This window comes from Nocardioides sp. NBC_00163, assembly GCF_045206295.1.
Lineage (GTDB): Bacteria > Actinomycetota > Actinomycetes > Propionibacteriales > Nocardioidaceae > Nocardioides.
Genome location: NZ_CP108155.1, coordinates 4225893 through 4244236 on the forward strand (window position 1 = coordinate 4225893; position 18344 = coordinate 4244236).

At 68.4% G+C, this 18344-nt stretch carries 15 protein-coding genes; 9 read left to right on the forward strand and 6 right to left on the reverse strand.

All coding sequences use genetic code 11. The features are described 5' to 3' along the window. Positions 1 to 6: 6 nt before the first annotated feature. Together helR and pepN are read right to left on the reverse strand one after the other, a co-directional pair. Entirely contained in the window at positions 7 to 2247 is a 2241-nt protein-coding gene (gene helR, locus OG801_RS20240; RefSeq protein WP_406030869.1) for an RNA polymerase recycling motor ATPase HelR, read from the reverse strand. A 199-nt stretch (positions 2248 to 2446) separates the two neighbouring features. Further along, positions 2447 to 4990, reverse strand: a complete 2544-nt coding sequence (gene pepN, locus OG801_RS20245; protein ID WP_406030870.1) for an aminopeptidase N — start codon at positions 4988 to 4990, stop codon at positions 2447 to 2449. 201 nt (positions 4991 to 5191) lie between these two features. On the opposite strand from pepN, the gene OG801_RS20250 reads away from it, so the two are divergent. The 7 genes from OG801_RS20250 to OG801_RS20280 all read left to right on the forward strand — a co-directional run bounded on the left by OG801_RS20250 (position 5192) and on the right by OG801_RS20280 (position 12573). After that, positions 5192 to 6847 carry a CHAP domain-containing protein gene (locus OG801_RS20250; RefSeq protein WP_406030872.1) on the forward strand — a complete coding sequence of 552 codons (1656 nt, stop codon included), beginning with the start codon at positions 5192 to 5194 and terminating at the stop codon, positions 6845 to 6847. Positions 6848 to 6887: 40 nt separating this feature from the next. Further along, positions 6888 to 7532 carry a DsbA family protein gene (locus OG801_RS20255; protein ID WP_406030874.1) on the forward strand — a complete coding sequence of 215 codons (645 nt, stop codon included), beginning with the start codon at positions 6888 to 6890 and terminating at the stop codon, positions 7530 to 7532. Positions 7533 to 7575: 43 nt separating this feature from the next. Then, on the forward strand, positions 7576 to 8127 hold the full coding sequence (locus OG801_RS20260) for a TIGR03086 family metal-binding protein (RefSeq protein WP_406030876.1): 552 nt from the start codon (positions 7576 to 7578) through the stop codon (positions 8125 to 8127). A gap of 12 nt (positions 8128 to 8139) precedes the next feature. Continuing rightward, positions 8140 to 8697: a maleylpyruvate isomerase family mycothiol-dependent enzyme gene (locus OG801_RS20265; protein ID WP_406030878.1), complete on the forward strand. Its 558-nt coding sequence runs from the start codon at positions 8140 to 8142 to the stop codon at positions 8695 to 8697. A 77-nt stretch (positions 8698 to 8774) separates the two neighbouring features. After that, the gene (locus OG801_RS20270) at positions 8775 to 9989 is read left to right on the forward strand and encodes a peptidoglycan recognition protein (RefSeq protein ID WP_406030880.1); all 1215 of its coding nucleotides are present in this window, start codon (positions 8775 to 8777) and stop codon (positions 9987 to 9989) included. Between the two features lie 68 nt (positions 9990 to 10057). Beyond that, a complete protein-coding gene (gene metG / locus OG801_RS20275; RefSeq protein WP_406030882.1) occupies positions 10058 to 11863 on the forward strand; it encodes a methionine--tRNA ligase in 1806 nt (601 codons plus the stop codon). Positions 11864 to 11916: 53 nt separating this feature from the next. Further along, the gene (locus tag OG801_RS20280) at positions 11917 to 12573 is read left to right on the forward strand and encodes a glutamine amidotransferase-related protein (RefSeq protein ID WP_406030884.1); all 657 of its coding nucleotides are present in this window, start codon (positions 11917 to 11919) and stop codon (positions 12571 to 12573) included. Positions 12574 to 12589: 16 nt separating this feature from the next. Here OG801_RS20280 and OG801_RS20285 read toward each other — a convergent pair whose 3' ends face one another. Continuing rightward, entirely contained in the window at positions 12590 to 13555 is a 966-nt protein-coding gene (locus OG801_RS20285; RefSeq protein ID WP_406030885.1) for a helix-turn-helix transcriptional regulator, read from the reverse strand. 113 nt (positions 13556 to 13668) lie between these two features. On the opposite strand from OG801_RS20285, the gene OG801_RS20290 reads away from it, so the two are divergent. Beyond that, positions 13669 to 14766 (forward strand): epoxide hydrolase family protein, encoded by a 1098-nt coding sequence (locus OG801_RS20290; protein ID WP_406030887.1) that lies wholly within the window; start codon positions 13669 to 13671, stop codon positions 14764 to 14766. A gap of 58 nt (positions 14767 to 14824) precedes the next feature. On the opposite strand, the gene OG801_RS20295 is transcribed toward OG801_RS20290, so the two are convergent. From OG801_RS20295 to OG801_RS20305, 3 genes are all read right to left on the reverse strand, one after another. After that, a complete protein-coding gene (locus OG801_RS20295) occupies positions 14825 to 15490 on the reverse strand; it encodes a GPP34 family phosphoprotein (RefSeq protein WP_406030889.1) in 666 nt (221 codons plus the stop codon). 69 nt (positions 15491 to 15559) lie between these two features. After that, positions 15560 to 16009, reverse strand: a complete 450-nt coding sequence (locus OG801_RS20300) for a VOC family protein (RefSeq protein ID WP_355021574.1) — start codon at positions 16007 to 16009, stop codon at positions 15560 to 15562. A gap of 109 nt (positions 16010 to 16118) precedes the next feature. Next, a complete protein-coding gene (locus OG801_RS20305) occupies positions 16119 to 17210 on the reverse strand; it encodes a DNA glycosylase AlkZ-like family protein (protein WP_406030891.1) in 1092 nt (363 codons plus the stop codon). A 153-nt stretch (positions 17211 to 17363) separates the two neighbouring features. Between OG801_RS20305 and OG801_RS20310 the strand changes: the two genes are divergently transcribed. Next, positions 17364 to 18341, forward strand: coding sequence for an ABC transporter substrate-binding protein (locus OG801_RS20310; protein WP_355021576.1), 978 nt, complete (start codon positions 17364 to 17366; stop codon positions 18339 to 18341). The last annotated feature ends 3 nt before the right edge of the window (positions 18342 to 18344 follow it).

The following is an 18344-nucleotide window of genomic DNA, read 5'->3' on the forward strand; positions in this document are numbered from 1 at the left end:
GGTCGGTTAGCTGAGAATGGCCAACTGCTGGGTCGCCCGCGTCATCGCGACGTAGCGGTCCACGGCACCCTCGATCCCGGTCCCGTACGTCTCGGGGGCGATGAGGACGACCAGGTCGAACTCGAGCCCTTTGGCGTGCACGGGGGACAGGCGGCGTACGCGGCCTTCGTTGATGTCCGGTGAGCCAGTGGCGATCACACAGGCGACACCCTCCTCGTTCTCGGCGAGCCAGGTGTCCAGGATCACGTCGAGATCCGCGACGGATCCGCGGACGACCGGGATGCCGGAGGCACGGATCGACGTGGGCACGTTGGCGTCGGGAAGTGCTGCGCGGATGACCGGCTCGGCCTCGGTCATCACCTCCTCGGGCGTGCGGTAGTTGATGCTCAGGCCGGCCATCTCGATCCGGTCCAGGCCGACACGCTCGAGCCGCTCCTGCCACGACTCGGTGAACCCGTGCCGCGCCTGGGCGCGGTCGCCGACGATCGTGAAGCTGCGCGAGGGGCAGCGGCTGATCAGCATCTGCCACTCGGCGTCGGTCAGCTCCTGCGCCTCGTCGACGACGATGTGCGCGAACGGGCCGGCGTAGGGATCGAGCTCCTCCGATTCCCGCACCGAGTCGTCGAGGAGCGCGGTGCGCAGGTCCTGGCCGCGCAGCATCGACATCACCTTCATGTCGGAGTCGTCGTGGCTGATCAGGTCCGAGACGACCGCTGCCTTCGCCTTCCGGTCGGCGGCCGCCGCTGCCTTCTGGGCGCTCCGGCGCCGCGAGGCGTCGGGGTCGCCGAGCCGGCGGTGGGCGGCGTCTAGCAGCGGCAGGTCCGCGTCGGTCCAGGCTTTGCCGGCTTGGAGAACCCGGTCACGCTGCAGCGTCTTGATCTCGTCGGGAGTGAGCCAGGGCGCGCACATCCGCAGGAACGCGGGCACCTCCCACAGGTCCCCGACGATGTCGGCCGGGCGCAGCCGCGGCCAGACCTCGCCGAAGACGTCGAGCAGTCCGGCGTTGGTCTCCAGCGAGGCACGCAGGGCGTCGGTCGAGTCCTGGTCGACGAGCCCGTACGCGTCGAACTCGTCCTCCTCCTGGTCCTCGTCGCCCCAGTCGTCGATATCGGCGTCGTAGTCGCGGTCGGGGTCGGCGCCGGTGTTCTCCTGGATCCTCTCGGTCACGATCCTCAGCAGCGCCTCCCAGACCTGGTCGCGGGCGTCGTTGTGCGGCGTACCCTGCTCGGCCGCGGCGATGGCCTCGGCCCAGTCGCCGGTGCTGATCACCGCGTCGCCGTAGGGGGTCTCGACCAGGGTCGGCTTCGACGGAGGCTTCTCGTAGAGCGCCACCGCCGGCTCGATCGCCGCGACCATCCGGGCTTCGGCCTTGAGCCGGGCGACCTCCTTGTCCGGCTCCGGGACCAGCGAGGCACCCTCGGGCACCATCCGGCGCAGCGTGGTGGTGCGTACGCCCTCCTCGCCCAGGCTCGGCAGCACGTCCGCGACATAGGAGAGGTAGGGCTCGTGCGGTCCCACGAACAGCACCCCGCCCTTGCCCTCGCCCAGGCGCGGGTCGGAGTAGAGGAGGTACGCCGTGCGGTGCAGCGCGACCACGGTCTTGCCCGTCCCCGGACCGCCGTCGACGACCAGGGCGCCCCGCGAGGACGCTCGGACGATGGCGTCCTGGTCGGCCTGGATGGTGCCGAGCACGTCGCGCATCCGCGGCGAGCGGCTGCTGCCGAGCGTGGCGATGAAGGCCGACTGGTCGTCGAGGGCGGCGTGCCCCTCGAGCCCCTCGGCGGTGAAGACCTCGTCCCAGTAGTCGGTGATCCGACCGTTGGTCCAGCGGTAGCGGCGCCGGCTCAGCAGCCCGCGCGGGTCGGCATGCGTGGCCGCGAAGAACGGCTCCGCTGCCGGCGAGCGCCAGTCGACCAGCAGCCGCCGGCCGTCGCTGGCGGTCAGCCCGAGCCGCCCGATGTAGATGGTGCTGCCCGACTCCGTGACGATCCGCCCCAGGCACAGGTCCAGACTGAACCTGCGCAGCATCCGCAGCTGCCCACCGATCCGGTGCACCTCCAGATCGCGGTCCATCGCCTCCTGCCCGTGCCCGCCCGGGCGGCGGCGTACGTCATCCAGCCGCTCGTTCAGCTCGGAGATCTGCTCCTCGAGGCTCTGCGCGATGGCAGCGAAGTGCTGCTCGTCCTCGGCGATCAGTGCCGGGTCCGCCTTGGCGTCGTGACGGCCCGCGAGATCGAATGCTTGCAACGTTGAATCCCCTGTCTGATCAGGCACTTTACCTGTTCGAGGACGAGATTCTGCCCCAATCCGGGGGTCTTGCGGCAAGCCCCTATATGCGCTATAAAGTTGTTAGTGGAAGGGGAGATCTCCCTTCCATTCTTGGTTTTCGAGCAAGTACGAAGGGCCCCGGAAGCAGGTGCTTCCGGGGCCCCCTTCGCGTGTGGTGCTACTGCGCGTCGCGGTCCTGAGCGGCGAGGGCGCGGGCGACCTCGTCACGTCCCTCGCGGACGTACCGCTTGGCGGCGGGCTCGGCGGGGGAGGTCTCGAGCCACTTGTCGGCCTTCTCCAGGAGCTCGGGGGAGGCGGCCGGCTTCGGGAAGATGAACTCCAGCACCGTCGAGGCGCGGTGGGTGCCGAGGTGGTCCCAGAGGGTGTCGGCGGCCTCGAAGTAGCGGTCGACGAAGGGCGCCAGCACCTCGTCCTGCCCGCCGCGCTGGAACGAGAGCACGATCGAGCGAGCGGTCTCGTTGGCCACGTCGGTGCGGACGACGACCGACTCCCAGGCGGCTTCCTTGGCCTCGGCCGTCGGCTGCGCGGCGCGGGCGGCGGCTGCCTTCTCCTGGCCGGAGATGGTGTTGTCGCGCTCGAGCTCGGCGGCGATCTCGGCCTCGCCGAAGGTGCCCGAGGCGGCCAGGCCGGTGACGAGTGCCCAGCGCAGGTCCTGGTCGATGTCGAGACCGTCGAAGGCCAGGTCGCCGGAGAGCAGGCCCTTGAGGTCGGCGATCGCGGCCTCGGAGCGGGCTGCCGCGGCGTACGTCCGGGCGAAGGTCAGCTGGTGGTCGCTGCTCGGCGCGGCGGCCACCAGCAGCTCCCGGAGACCGGTCTCCCAGCGCGCCTTGAGGGCGTCGCGGTTGGCCGGAGCCGAGAACGAGCCCACCGCCTGGGCGGCGAAGACCGGGATCCGGGTGACGCCCCAGGCGTCGGTCTCCTGGCCGATGTTGGCGAGTACGAGCTCGACGAAGTCGCTCGCCCGCATCTCCGCGTCGCGGGTCATGTCCCAGGCCGCACCCCAGATCAGCGCGCGCGAGAGCGAGTCGCCCAGCACGGACAGCGACGACAGCGCGGTGGCCAGCGAGCGCTCGTCGAGCCGGATCTTGGCGTACGTCAGGTCGCCCTCGTTCAGCAGCAGCAGGTCGGGCTGCTTGACGCCTTCGAGCTGGGGAACCGAGGTCAGCTCACCGGTGACGTCGATCTCGAACGCGTCGCGGCGCACGAGCGAGCCGTCGACCAGGTCGTAGAGGCCGAGGCCGATGCGGTGGCGACGGAGCGTCGGGTAGTCGGCGGCCGCCGACTGGCGCACGGCGAAGGAGGCGTAGGCACCCTCCTCGGTGAGCGTGAACTCGGGCGCGAGGGTGTTGACGCCGGCGGTCTGCAGCCACTCCTGGGCCCAGCCCTGGAGCTCACGGCCAGAGGCGGCCTCGAGGTGGCGCAGCAGGTCCTTGAACTCGGAGTTCCCGTAGGCGAACTCCTTGAAGTAGGCCTTCAGCCCCTCCAGGAACGGCTCGAGCCCGACCCACGCCACGAGCTGCTTCAGGACGGAGGCGCCCTTGGCGTAGGTGATCATGTCGAAGTTGACCTCGACGGCCTGCAGGTCGTAGTTGTCCGCGGCGATCGGGTGCGTAGTGGGCAGCTGGTCCTGGCGGTAGCCGGTCTGCTTGCGCGCATTGGTGAAGCCGGTCCAGGCGTCGGTGAACTCGGTCGCGTTGGCCTGGGCGTGGTAGCAGGCCCACTCGGCGAAGGACTCGTTGAGCCAGAGGTCGTCCCACCACTTCATGGTGACCAGGTCGCCGAACCACATGTGCGCCATCTCGTGGAGGATCACCGAGGCGCGGAAGTCGTAGAAGGAGCGCGGCTGCTTGGAGCGCGGCAGGTACTCGTCGCGCAGCGTCACGGCGCCGGCGTTCTCCATCGCGCCCATGTTGTACTCGGGCACGTAGAGCTGGTCGTACTTCCCGAAGGGGTAGGGGAAGTCGAATGCGTCCTCGAAGAACTCGAAGCCCTGCTTGGTGATCTTCACGACCTCGTCGCGGTCGAGGTGGGGGACCAGCGACTGGCGGCAGTAGTGACCCAGCGGGATGGTGCCGAACTTGCCCTCGTAGACGTCCTGGACCTCGTGGTACTCACCGGCGATCAGCGCGGTGATGTAGGTCGACATCTTCTTGGTGGGCTCGAAGTCCCAGGTCGCACGACCGTCGCCGAGCGGCTTCGGCTCGGGCGTGACCGCGTTGGAGACGACCTTCCAGCCCTCGGGAGCGGTCACGTGGAAGGTGAAGACGGACTTGAGGTCGGGCTGCTCGAAGGTGGTGTAGACGCGGCGCGCGTCGGGGACCTCGAACTGGGAGTAGAGGTAGACGCGGTCGTCGGCGGGGTCGACGAAGCGGTGCAGCCCCTCGCCGGTGTGGGAGTAGACGCAGTCGGCCTTGACGACGAGCACGTTCTCGGCGGCGAGGCCGTCGAGCTGAATCCGAGAGTCCTGGTAAGCCACCGCGGGGTCGAGCGCCACGCCGTTGAGCGTGATCTCGTGGACCGTCGCGCCGACCAGATCGGCGAAGGTCGAGGCGCCGGCCTCGGTGGAGGTGAAGGTGATCGTCGTCGTCGAACCGAAGGTCTCAGCACCCGTGGTGAGGTCGAGATCGATGTCGTACGACAGGACGTCGAGTAGTGCGGCCCTAGCGGTGGCTTCGGCGCGCGTCAGATTGGTTCCAGGCATGGCTGGATCCTCTCACTGTGCCCGGAATTCGAGACATTTATATAGCGCTTGTTGCCGGTTCTTGGGAGTCACTGAGCGTGAAAAGTAAAAATACAGTGTTGTAATTCCGACACACCGGTATCAATGGTTGACAACTTTCTCTAGGGTGCTCATGTGCCCCTCAAGTCACAGGAACATCAGTATTCACAGGAGTCGCGCCAGGTGGGGAAGCCTGGCGGGGCGCTGCGCCGGGCTTTGGTCACCGGTGCGGTTCTGCTGCTCGTCGGCCTCGGTGTGCAAGTCATCCCCAAGTTGGCATCACCGGCGCACGCGGGCTCCATCACGCTCTGCTCCGGCTTCTCGGACTGCCGCAGCAAGGGCTACTCCACCGGCGGCTACGAGAGTGCGTGGGGGAGCATGTACTGGCGGATGTACGCCGGTCGCAACTGCACCAACTACGTCGCGTACAAGCTGATCCAGACCGGCCTGCCGAACGCTCGCCCCTGGTCGGGCGAGGGCAACGCCACCAACTGGGGCGTTGCGCTGAGCAGGCTGACGAACAGGACGCCGACCGTCGGCTCGGTCGCCTGGTGGCACTCCTCGCACCCGAGCGCGAGCCGCTTCGGGCACGTCGCGATCGTCGAGAAGGTCGGCGCGGACACGATCACGATCTCGGAGTCCAACTACGGCAGCGACATCAGCTGGCGCCGGATCGGCAGGGACTCGGTGAACTACCCGACCGGGTTCATCCACTTCAACGACCAGCGCCTCTCGGTCACCAAGCGGCCCACGGTCGAGGGCACCGCACAGGTCGGCAAGGCGGTCACCGTCAACACCGGCTCGTGGAGCCCGAACCCGAACAAGATCCGCTACCAGTGGATCGTGAACAAGAAGCCGATCCCGGGTGCGACCAACAAGACCTTCCGCATCCCCGGCCACCTCGCCGGCAAGCAGATCGCGGCGGTGCTCACCGGCACCCGCCGGGACTACAGCGAGGCCAAGACGATGAGCCAGATCCTGCCCCCGATCAAGCAGGGCACGTTCAAGGTCCTGGCGCAGCCGAAGATCACCGGCACCCAGAAGGTCGGCTCGACGGTCTCCGTCGGCGGGGCGGACTACGAGCCGTCGGCCAAGATCGGCGAGGTCAGGTGGTACGCCGACAAGCAGCTGATCACGCGCACCAAGTCCCGCTTCCTGAAGGTGCCCGCAGCGGCCTCCGGGAAGAGGATCGGCGCGGTCGTCGTCGGTGTCCAGGAGGGCTACCGCCCGAAGCAGTCGTACGCCTTCGCCAGCACGCTCGTCGGCGGTGGCAAGGCGCCGCAGCAGCCGGCGGAGCCGCCCAGCGGCGGCGAGCTGGCGCAGACCGAGGCCGGCTTCGTGAAGGGCGGCACTCGTCTCGGTGGCCTGATGCAGGTCGACCCGGGCGGCTTCAGCGAGGCGGTCGACCTCTCCTACCAGTGGACGCGTGAAGGCACGCCGATCTCCGGCGCCACGACCGAGAAGTACCGTCCGGCCGAGGCCGACGTCGGTCGCCGCCTCAGCGTCACCGTGGTCGCCCGCTCCAGCAGCGGGACGCTGACCAAGACGTACGGCCCCAGCGGCCGGGTCCGCGTCAAGCCGAGCGTCAAGGTCACCGCGACCGGCGGATCCCGGGAGGCGAAGGTGGCCGTCCAGGTCACCGCGCCGGGCTACCAGCCGACCGGGACGGTCAAGATCACGACCAACGGCGGACGTACGGTCACCAAGACGCTCAGTGGTAGCTCGGCCGGAGTCACCTTCGTCAAGCTCCCCGCGGGCGAGTATGCAGTGACTGCTGCCTACAGCGGCGACGAGGTCGCCTACTGGGCCAGCGGGGGTGACTTCACCACCGTCAACTGACGGCCGGAACAGATCCGCAGCGGGGGTGGTTCAGTGTCATATGACACAGACCACCCCCGCTGCGCCGTCCGAGAAGACCCTCGAGAAGACCTCTGCCGACTTCTGGTTCGACCCCGCCTGTCCGTTCGCCTGGATCACCTCGCGCTGGATCCTCGAGGTCGAGAAGGTGCGTGACGTCGAGGTGACCTGGCACATCATGAGCCTGGCGTACCTGAACCAGGACAAGGACATCCCCGAGGACTACCGGAAGATGCTCGCGACCGCCTGGGGCCCGGTGCGGGTCTGCATGGCGGTGCAGAACGAGTACGGCCAGGAGAAGCTCGCCGAGATCTACACGGCGCTCGGCACCCGGCGCCACGTGGAGAAGAAGGACTTCACCCGTGAGGTCATCGAGGCCGCGCTGGCCTCGGTCGAGCTGCCCGTCGAGCTAGCCGACGCGATGGATGACTCCTCGTACGACGAGGACATCGCCAAGTCCCACCACGAGGGCATGGACCAGGTCGGCAACGACGTCGGCACCCCGACGATCGCGATGAACGGCTCGGCCTTCTTCGGGCCGGTCATCTCCAAGGCGCCCAAGGGCGAGGAGGCCGGCAAGCTCTGGGACGGGTTCCAGCTGATCACCGCCTACCCCTACGTCTACGAGCTCAAGCGCGCGCGGGTCCACGACCTCGACTTCAGCTGAATTTGGCGGTGACGCCGAGGTCGACCAGTCGTACGTTGGCTGGGTGACTACTACAGACGAGGCAGGAATTCTCTCGCGGGCGCTGGACCAGACCGGCGACCTGCTCGACCGGGTGCACGCCGAGACCGTCTCGCGGCCGACACCGTGCCGGCAGTGGGACGTCGGCACGCTGGCCGACCACGTGATCGCGGACGGCACCAACTTCGTCACGATGCTTCGTGGCGGCGAGCCCGACTGGGGTGCGCCGGCGCCGCACATCAGTGAGAGCTGGGGGCCGGCGTTCAAGGTCGGTGCCGACGACGTCATCCACGCGTGGGGCCAGGGTCCCGGCACCGACGGCTGGGAGGGCGGCGCGGTCGTGCCGGTCGGCCTGCTCGTCGCCGAGTACGCCACTCACTCCTGGGACCTCGCACAAGCGCTCGACGTCCCGACCTCCGAGCTCGACCCGGAGCTGGCCGAGGTCGGGCTGGCCTTCATGAAGGCGACCCTGAAGCCGGAGATGCGCACGGGTGCGTTCGACGCCGAGGTGGCGGCGCCCGAGGGCGCCGGGGCGTACGAGCGGCTGGCTGCTTTCGCGGGACGCAGGCTCGCCTGAGACCATGGTGGTGTGGTTGACCAGATGGGAGTGTTCGCGCTGCAGCGGGCACTGACGCAGGCAGCAGAGCTTCTCGACACCGTCACGGCGGACGACCTGACCCGGCCGACGCCGTGTCCCGAGTGGGATCTGCGCAAGCTGGCCAACCACATGATCGCCCAGCCCCGAGTCTTCGTGACGATGCTCCAGGGCTCGCCGCCGGGATGGGACGGGCGTGAGGACTACGCGGTCAATCTGGGCGAGGAGCTCCGCACCAGGGGCAACGCGCTGATCAACCTGTGGCGCGAGGTCGGCCCCGACGACATGGTGATGATCGACCCCGATTGGCAGTCGGCCGAGATCGCGGTCCACACCTGGGACGTGTGCGCGGCGCTCGGCCGCCCGACCGACGGCCTCGACGAGGCGGTCGCCCAGCGGGCGGTCGTCGCGATGGACCGCATCCTTGGGCCGGAGCGCAAGGGGCGGGCCTTCGCCAACGCGCTCTCGGCGCCCGAGGGATCGTGTGCTTACGAGCACCTGGCTGCGTACGCCGGGAGGCCGGTGCCGTTCGCGCCGGCACCGTCGCTTTAGTCACAGAAGTCCCAAACGACACACCGAACACATGCGTTTGCGGCATGTCGGGCGCTCGACTCTTCAAAATCAAGGGTATGGCCCGCTTCCCCCGCGTCATCACCGTGACCCTGACCGCTGTCGTTGTCGGCGCGTCGATGCTCGTGCCTGCCATCGGTTCGGCGATCGATCCGGCTGCCGCCGAGGAGGGTCAGCTGATCAAGCTGCCCCGTCTCGAGGACGGCATCGCCACCCGTGACGTGAAGCTGCCGCCGCGGCTGAACGAGCGGTCCGCCGCCGCGGCCTCGACGGAGAAGCTGCGTACGACGACCTTCTCGATGGTCGGGGTTTCCTGGACCGGAGCGCAGACTCCCCAGGTCGAGGTGCGGGTGAGCAAGTCGGACCAGTGGCGAGAGTGGCAGGAGCTGCCGCTGCAGGAGGACCTGCCCGACGGCGGCGAAGGGGACGTCGCCGCGCGCGGCAAGGTCGAGCGCCGAGGCACGCAGCCGGTGTGGACCGGCCGGGCCAGCGGCGTACAGGTGCGGGTCGAGGGTGCGCAGCCCAAGGACCTGAAACTGACCCTGATCAACACCGGGCCGCAGGAGGACGTCAAGGCGCCGAAGCGGGAGGCCGACGACCTGGGCTACGGCAGCGCTTCGAACGGCAGCGCCAACGGCCGGGTCGCGCGGTCGCGACCGAAGTGGGCGCCGAAGCCGGTGATCTTCACCCGGTCGCAGTGGGGTGCCAACAACTCCTGGCGCAACGGCCGGCCGGAGTACAACAGCTCGCTCAAGCAGGTCCACATCCACCACACCGCCACCAGCAACAACTACTCCAAGGGCGACGTGCCAGGGATCATCCGCGGCATCTACAGCTATCACACCAGGTCACTGGGGTGGTTCGACATCGCCTACAACTTCCTCATCGACAAGTACGGCCGTGCCTGGGAGGGACGCTCCGGCGGCATCGACCGGCTCGTCAAGGGCGCCCACACGCGTGGCTTCAACCACCAGTCGATGGGCATCGCCCTGATCGGCAACTTCGAGAACGTACGTCCCTCCGACGACGCCCTCATCAAGACCGAGCGGATGGCGGCCTGGAAGCTCGACATGGCCGGCCGCGACGAGCGCGGGACGCTCGAGACGATCTCGAAGGGCAGCGACCGGTTCCCGGCCGGCCGGCGCGTCCGGGTCTGGGTCATCGACGGCCACTTCCACACCAACGAGACCTCCTGCCCGGGCGCACAGCTCGCCAAGTGGCTGCCGTGGATCCGGAAGTACGCCTACCAGCGGGACCAGATGTTCAACCCGTGATCCGGGTTGCCCGCATCGATAGCCATGTCGATAGAAAACTGATGGCGCCCTCTCCCTAGGATGGGGCCATGAGCAACGTTCTGTCCGCAGTCGCCTGGCCGTACGCAAACGGCCCGCGCCACATCGGCCACGTGGCCGGTTTCGGCGTGCCCTCCGACGTCTTCAGTCGGTACATGCGGATGGCGGGCCACGACGTGCTCATGGTCTCCGGCTCCGACGAGCACGGCACCCCGATCCTGATCGCCGCCGACGAGGCCGGCGTGACTCCCCAGGAGCTCGTCGACAAGAACCACCGGATCATCGTCGAGGATCTGGTCTCGCTCGGCCTGACGTACGACCTCTACACCCGCACCACCTCGGCCAACCACCACTCGGTGGTGCAGGAGCTGTTCCTCGGGGTGTGGAACAACGGCTACTTCGTCGAGCAGACCTCCAAGGGCGCGATCTCGCCGTCGACCGGCAGGACGCTGCCGGACCGCTATATCGAGGGCACCTGCCCGATCTGTGGGGCCGACGGGGCTCGCGGTGACCAGTGCGACAACTGTGGCAACCAGCTCGACCCGGACCAGCTGATCAACCCGGTCTCCAAGATCAACGGCGAGACGCCGGAGTTCGTCGAGACCCAGCACTTCTTCCTCGACCTGCCCGCCCTGGCCGATGCGCTGCACGCGTTCCTCGACGACCGCGAGCAGACCGGCCTGTGGCGTCCCAACGTCATCCGGTTCAGCCAGAACATCCTCAAGGAGATCCGCCCGCGCGCGATGACGCGCGACATCGACTGGGGCATCAAGGTCCCGCTCGACGGCTGGCGCGAGAACCCGACCAAGCGGATGTACGTCTGGTTCGACGCGGTGATCGGCTACCTGTCCGCCTCGATCGAGTGGGCCCGACGCTCGGGTGACCCCGAGGCGTGGCGCGACTGGTGGAACGCCCCGGAGGCGCTGTCGTACTACTTCATGGGCAAGGACAACATCGTCTTCCACTCCCAGATCTGGCCGGCCGAGCTGATCGCCTACAACGGCCAGGGGTCGAAGGGCGGCGAGCCCGGTTCGTTCGATGTGCTGAACCTGCCGACAGAGGTCGTCTCCAGCGAGTATCTGACGATGGAGGGCAAGAAGTTCTCCTCCTCGAAGAAGATCGTGATCTACGTACGCGACCTCCTCTCGCGCTACCAGCCCGACGCGTTCCGCTACTTCGTGGCCGCCGCCGGCCCCGAGTCGAACGACTCCGACTTCACCTGGGCGGAGTTCGTGCGGCGTACGAACGACGAGCTCGTCGCCGGCTGGGGCAACCTGGTCAACCGCACCGCCACCCTGATCGCGAAGAACTTCGGCGAGCTGCCCCCCGCCGGAACGCTGACCGAGGCGGACCAGGCGATCCTCGACACCGTCGGCGCCGCGTTCGGCACCGTCGGCGACCTGATCGGTCGTCACCGGCAGAAGCAGGCGATCGGCGAGGCGATGCGCGCGGTCGGCGAGGTCAACAAGTACGTCACCGACCTCGAGCCGTGGAAGCTGGCCAAGGCTCCCGAGGACCGCGAGCGGCTCGGCACCGTGCTGCACGTGATGGCCCAGTGCGTCGCCGACCTCAACCTGATCCTGTCCCCGTTCCTGCCGTTCTCCGCCAACGAGATCGACAAGGCCCTCGGTGGCAAGGGTGAGGTCGCCCCGATGCCCCGCATCGAGGAGGTCGAGGACCTCGACGACGGCAAGCCCTACCCGATCATCACCGGCGACTACTCCGGCGCGCCCACCTGGGAGCGCCACGAGATCGTCGTCGGCACTCCGGTCGCCAAGCCCACCCCGGTCTTCCAGAAGCTGGACACCGCGATCATCGACGAGGAGCTCGACCGCCTGGGCATCAAGCCGGAGTAGCGGCTGCCGTAATCGGTTGGATCGAGCCCGGCATGGCTGGGACGATTCGGCGCATGATCGCACTGCTCGGCGACGACCGGGGACACCGCAGCCATCAGGAGCTCAACGCGCTTCGGCCGCAGCTGGCCGAGCTCGGGGTCGAGACGGAGTGGGTGCCGACCGACTCGGGGTTCGAGATCTCGAGCTACGACGGGGTCTGGCTGGTTCCTGGCTCGCCCTATGCCGATGACGCTGCGGTGGTCGCGGCGCTCACGGTCGTGCGCGAGCGGGGGATCCCGTTTCTCGGGGTGTGCGGTGGGATGCAGTACGCCGTGCTGGAGTGGACCCGCAACGTGCTCGGCTCCGCGGCGACCCATGCCGAGTCCGACGGCGCGGGGGAGGACAATGCGGTTGCCGCGTTGGCCTGTTCGCTCTACGGCGAGGAGCGGCTGGTGACCCCGGTCCCCGGCACCCGCTTCGCGGGCTGGCAGCCGGAGCCGTTCGTCGGCATGCACTTCTGCAACTACGCGCCCACAGCAGAGGCGGTAGCGACGCTGGAGAAGATCGGTGTCGTCGTCGGCGCGACCGCGGACGACGCCGGCGCGGAGGTCCTGGAGTTCCCGGACCATCCGTTCTACGTCACCAGCATGTTCCAGCCCCACATCGGCGCCCTTGCTGGAGCCCCGGTCCATCCCCTCGTGCGCGCGTTCGTCGAGGCTGTCCGCGGCTGAGCCGCGCCGGATGCACCTACCTGGTCAGGTTCGGGAGGTCGACGGCGGCGGCGTAGCGGTTCGCCAGAATCTTGAGGTGGTCGCGGAGCTCTGGGGGTGACTCGACGGTGAAGTCGAGGCCGAGCATGCCGATCCAGACGGCCACGACCTCGAGGCTGTCTCCGCCGGTGACCAGGACGCTGCGGTCGGGGGAGATCGGCTCGACGGTGCCGACGGCGGGGTTGATCCGGGAGAGGACCTCTGCGGCGGAGGCGGCGATGATCAGGCGGGCGTGGACGGCCCAGCCGGTGCGGGCGACCTCGCGTACGACGAACTCGGTGAGGTCGAAGGAGGGGTCGCTCGGACGGAAGGGGCGCCCGCCGGGGATCTTGAGACGCAGCCAGTCGACGCGCAGCGGCAGCCAGGTTTCGGCGCGGGGGTCGCGGGCGACGAGGTACCAGCGGCGCTGCCAGGCGATCAGCCGGTAGGGCTCGACCTCGATGGGTTCGTCGCGGTAGTCGGCGCGTACGCCGACATGGTCCCGGATGGCGGTGGCCAGCGCCTGCAGGGTGCCGGCGTCGACGTCCGGGTCGGGGACGTTGCTGTCGGTGTTGACCGGGCCGGCATCCATCGCATCGACCACCGCGGCGAGCTTGCGACGCAGGTGGTCGGGCAGCACCTGCTCGAGCTTGCCCAGCGCCCTGGCACTGGTTTCCGCGACACCGGTGATGCCCGTCGCGGCACGCAGCCCGACGGCGACCGCGAGCGCCTCCTCGTCATCCAGCAGCAGCGGCGGAAGCTTCCCGCCGTCACCGAGCCGGTAGCGCCCACCCGGGCCGCGGACCGACTCCACCGGATAGCCGAGGTCACGCAGCTTGGTCATGTCGTTGCGCACGGTGCGCTCGGAGACGTCGAGCCGGGTGGCCAGGTCGGCGCCGGTCCAGCCGGCCGAGGACTGCAGCAGACCGAGGAGCGCGAGCAGTCGCGCAGAGGTTTCCAGCACAGGCTCAGAGTGCGGGAAAAAAGATTCACGGGCCAGTGGAATTCCGGAATCAGGCTTGCCGGAACCCTTCATAACGTAGGTCTCACAAGGTCGGAAACAACCAAGGAGAAGTCATGAACACGCAGGTCAACACCGAGATCAGCACCGTCACCGTCGAGTTCCCGCAGGCGGATCTCGACGACCTCCGCTCCCGTCTGGAGCGCACCCGGTTCGCGCCCAGCGTCCCCGGTGACTCCTGGGACTACGGCACCCCGACGGCCTACCTCGCCGACATGGTCGAGCGCTGGAAGAGCTTCGACTGGCGTGCGGTCGAGGCGCGCATCAACGCCGTGCCCAACCACCTGACCGAGATCGACGGCCAGGTCATCCACTTCGTCCACGTACCGTCCTCGAACCCGGACGCCAAGGCGCTCCTGCTCGCCCACACCTACCCGGGCTCGTTCCTGGAGTTCCTGCCGATGGTCGAGTTCCTGACGGACGAGTTCCACCTGGTGATCCCGGAGCTGCCGGGCTTCGGGCTCTCGACGCCGGTGGTCGACACCGGTTGGACGATGAAGCGGGCGGCCGAGGCGTACGACGTTCTCATGCGCCGGCTCGGCTACGACTCCTACGGGGTGCACGGCAGCGACGGCGGCGCGATGGTCGGCCGCGAGCTGGCTCTGCTGAACCCGGAGGGCTTCCTCGGCGCGCACGTGCTGCAGCTCTTCTCGTTCCCGTCGGGAGACCCGAGCGAGTTCGAGGGCTTCGGGCCGAAGGAGTACGCCGCGCTCGAGCACATGCAGTGGTTCCAGTCGGTCGGCGGCTACAACGCCATGAACGGCTCCCGGCCGCAGACCATCGGCGCGGCGCTGGCCGACTCGCCGGTCGGGACGCTGGCCTACAGCGAGCTCTTCGAGTCCTTCGGCAACGGCACCTCGCTGGTCACCCCTGAGCAGGTCATCGAGCAGGCGACCTACTACTGGCTCACCAACTCCTACGCCTCGGTGGCGCGCTACCACTACGAGGAGGGGCACGCCGAGCGCGAGCCGGAGGTCTCCCAGGGCCGGATCGGTGTCGCAGTCTTCAAGGACGACTTCCAGACCATCAGGTCGCTGGCCGAGCGGGACAACGCCAACATCCAGCACTGGTCGGAGTTCTCCGAGGGCGGCCACTACGCGGCCATGGAGCGTCCCGAGGACGTCGCCGCCGACCTGCGGGCGTTCTTCGCCTGACCGCCTCGCACGAACCCGAGGATCGCAGCCCCTTCGCGGCTGCGATCCTCGGGTTTTGTCAGGTGGTCGTCGTGGTGACGGTGGTGGCGACCATCACCGCGGTCATGACCGCGGTGACCTCGTCCATCGCGTCCTTGACGCCCTTGGCGGCCCAGTCACCCCGGGCGATCTCCTTCGCCCGCTTCTTGACCGCTCCGGCGCCGACGGCCCTCGTGTCGACCACCTTGTGGGCGAGGTCGATGGAGGAGAGGAGGGCGATGAGCGGGCCGGTCCGTGCGTCCGGTGCGGCGCCCTGGATGAGCACGGCGACCAGGTGGCCGCGTACGGCGTTCTCGTGGGTCGAGTCCGCGGCCGGCCAGGTGGTGCGCGGGAAGAGGCCGAGGATCTTCTCGTCGCGGCGCCTGAGGATGTTGCGGTCGCTCAGTCGCGCGGCGAGGGCCTCGTGCAGGCCCTTGCCGAGGTTGGTGACGGCGTTCTTGGCCGCCAGCGGCTTGGCCGCCAACACATCGTACGCTGCGGCCAGGATCGGCTCGTCCGGCCGCCGGCCCGGCACCGCCATGGCCTTGGCCGGGGTGAGCCCGGACTTCGGGACGACCTGGACCGAGCCCGCCATGACGAGCTCGGTCAGGATCGCTCCGCCCAGCGCCTGCTGGACCCAGGACGAGGCGAGCGTGCCCTTCTCGTCGTCGAGCACGAGCAGCAGCAGGTCTTCCGCGATCAGCATGTATCGACGGTAAAACGACTCGCAGCCCGGCGCCTCCTACGAAAGACGGATCTTTGCTCGGACCTTCGTCTAGGCCTGTGCGGACTCGGGGCCGGCGACGTCGAACATCCAGCTCACGCCGAACTTGTCGTCGAACTGGCCGAAGTAATCGCCCCAGGGAGCCTGCGCGAACGGCATCCCGGGCGTACCGCCCTCGGAGAGCTTGGCGTAGTAGTCGGCGAAGCGCGGGTGGTCGGCGGGGTCGGCGCTGGTCATCGCGACGGTGACGCCGGCGGTCGGGGCGACGTACTCCATGCCCATCCCCGAAGGCGTGTCGGCGGCCATCAGGACGAGGCCGTCGTCGAGGGTCAGCGAGCCGTGCATGACCAGGCCCTTCGCCTCCGGCGGCATCGGACCCATCGCGTCGCCCATGGAGTCGAAGGTCATCGTCTCGACGGTGCCGCCGAGCACCGAGCGGTAGAACTCGAGCGCCTCAGCGGCCTCGGACTTGAAGCTGATGTAGGGGTTGAGCGTTGCCATTCGGATCGTCTCCTTTGATCGATTTCCGACCCCGTTCGTTCACAGTAAGCGCCTCGAAGGAGGTGGAGAAGAGCAATTCGCGTCGGTTTGCCCTGTTTTCGGGTCCGCGTCACGGGTGGACGATCTCGACCCCCAGCCACCCGGCCAGCGCCTCGATCTCGGCCTCGACGGCGTCACCGATCTCGGCGGTCCAGCCGAAGTCCTCATGGACGGCGAAGACGTTCAACAGCGCCTTCTTGTGGTCCACCTTCGCGTCGAGCTTCCCGACGAGCCGCTCGCCGTACAGGATCGGGAGGGCGAAGTAGCCCCAGCGGCGCTTGGCGGCCGGCTTGTACATCTCCAGGACGTACTCGAACCCGAACAGGTCCAGCGCCCGGTCGCGGTCGTAGACGAGACGGTCGAACGGGGAGAGCAGGGCGGCCCGCGGCACGAACCCGTCCTCGAGGGCGGCCAGCGCCTCGGGGTCGACCCGCCACTCGCCGTCGACGCCGGCCACGGCGCACGGGACGCCCGCGTCCCCGGCGCCGAGCACCTCGCCGCCGGAGGAGTCCTTCCGCCCGGGGCGGGCGATCCCGAGCGATGCCAGCCGGCGCACCGTCTCCACCCTGAGGGCGTCCTCGGTCGGCGGAAGTCGCAGGTCGGACGGGTAGACGCGCTCGGCGAGGTCCCAGGTGCGCAGCTTGCCGCGGCGGCCGGCGATGGCGACCTCACCCATCCGGTTGAGCAGCTCGATCATCCGCAGGACGTTCTTGTCGTTGGTCCAGCCGGTCGAGGCCCAGGGCACCTCGGCGGTGTCCTCGATCTCGCCGGCCACGAGGGGGCCGTCGGCTCGAAGGCGATCCAGGACCTGCGTACGGAATCTCTTGTTGGCGTCCACCCACTCGACCGCCGTCGGGTGGATCCGGCCGGGAGACAGAGCGAGAACCGTCTCGATCTCGTCCATGGGGAAGATGAAGCTGGAGAACTCCACCAGCGAGCGCTCCTGCTCGAGGGCGAAGGTCAGATCCGAATGGTCGTACGCATCCCCCAACCGCGACCACGCCACCAGATCCGCGCTCGGCGCGATCGCCCTGGTCGGGTCGATCTGCAGGAGGGTCAGCTGGTCCACCGTCTCCACCAGCGAGACCGGCCGACGCGCATCGAGGAGTTGGGCGCGGACGGCGATCCGGCGCGCCTGTTCCGGGGTCAGGGTGAGCGTCATGGTCCACACAGTATGGGGAGTTCCGGACGACCTGCTGCCGATTCGAACCGATCTTCCCATTCCGCTTGACCGCGCGGATGTTAACGCTCACACTGGGTCGCATCGTGACGACGGTCACACTGGCCGCCGCAGTAAAAACACTGGAGGACGACAGTGAAGAAGACCCTCATCGGGCTGTGTGCGCTCGCCTTGGGCGGGATGTCGCTCAGCGCGTGCGGCGGCAGCGAAGCCGCCGACGACGGCTCGATCACCATGGGGTTCGCCCAAGTCGGCGCCGAGAGTGGCTGGCGCACCGCGAACACCACATCGATCCAGGACTCGGCCGAGGAGGCCGGCATCGACCTGAAGTTCTCCGACGCTCAGCAGAAGCAGGAGAACCAGATCAAGTCGATCCGGTCCTACATCCAGCAGAAGGTGGACGTCATCGCGTTCAGCCCGGTCGTCGAGACCGGCTGGGACGCGGTGCTCCAGGAGGCCAAGCGCGCCAAGATCCCCGTCGTGCTGACCGACCGGGCCGTGGACACCGAAGACACCTCGCTCTACGTCACCTTCATCGGCTCCGACTTCGTCGAGGAGGGTGAGAAGGCTGGCCAGTGGCTGGTCGACAACGCAGACGCGTCCGACGTCGACAAGGACGGCGCGGTCAACGTCGTCGAGCTTCAGGGCACCACCGGATCGGCTCCGGCGATCGACCGCAAGAAGGGGTTCGAGGACAAGATCTCCGCGGACTCCAAGATCAAGATCACCGAGTCCCAGACCGGTGACTTCACCCGTGACGGCGGCAAGCAGGTCATGGAGGCCTTCTTGCAGTCCAACCCGAAGATCGACGTCGTCTACGCCCACAACGACGACATGGGCCTGGGTGCGATCGAGGCGATCAAGGCAGCCGGCAAGAAGCCCGGCACCGACATCAAGATCATCACCGTCGACGCGGTCAAGGACGGCATGACCGCGCTGGCCGCCGGCGAGATCAACTTCATCGTCGAGTGCAGCCCGTTGCTCGGGCCGCAGCTGATGGACGTCGCCGAGAAGGTCGTCGCCGGCGAGGAGGTCCCCGATCGCATCGTCACCGAGGAGACCACCTTCACCCCGGAGCAGGCCGCTGAGGCGCTGCCCGACCGCAAGTACTGACCA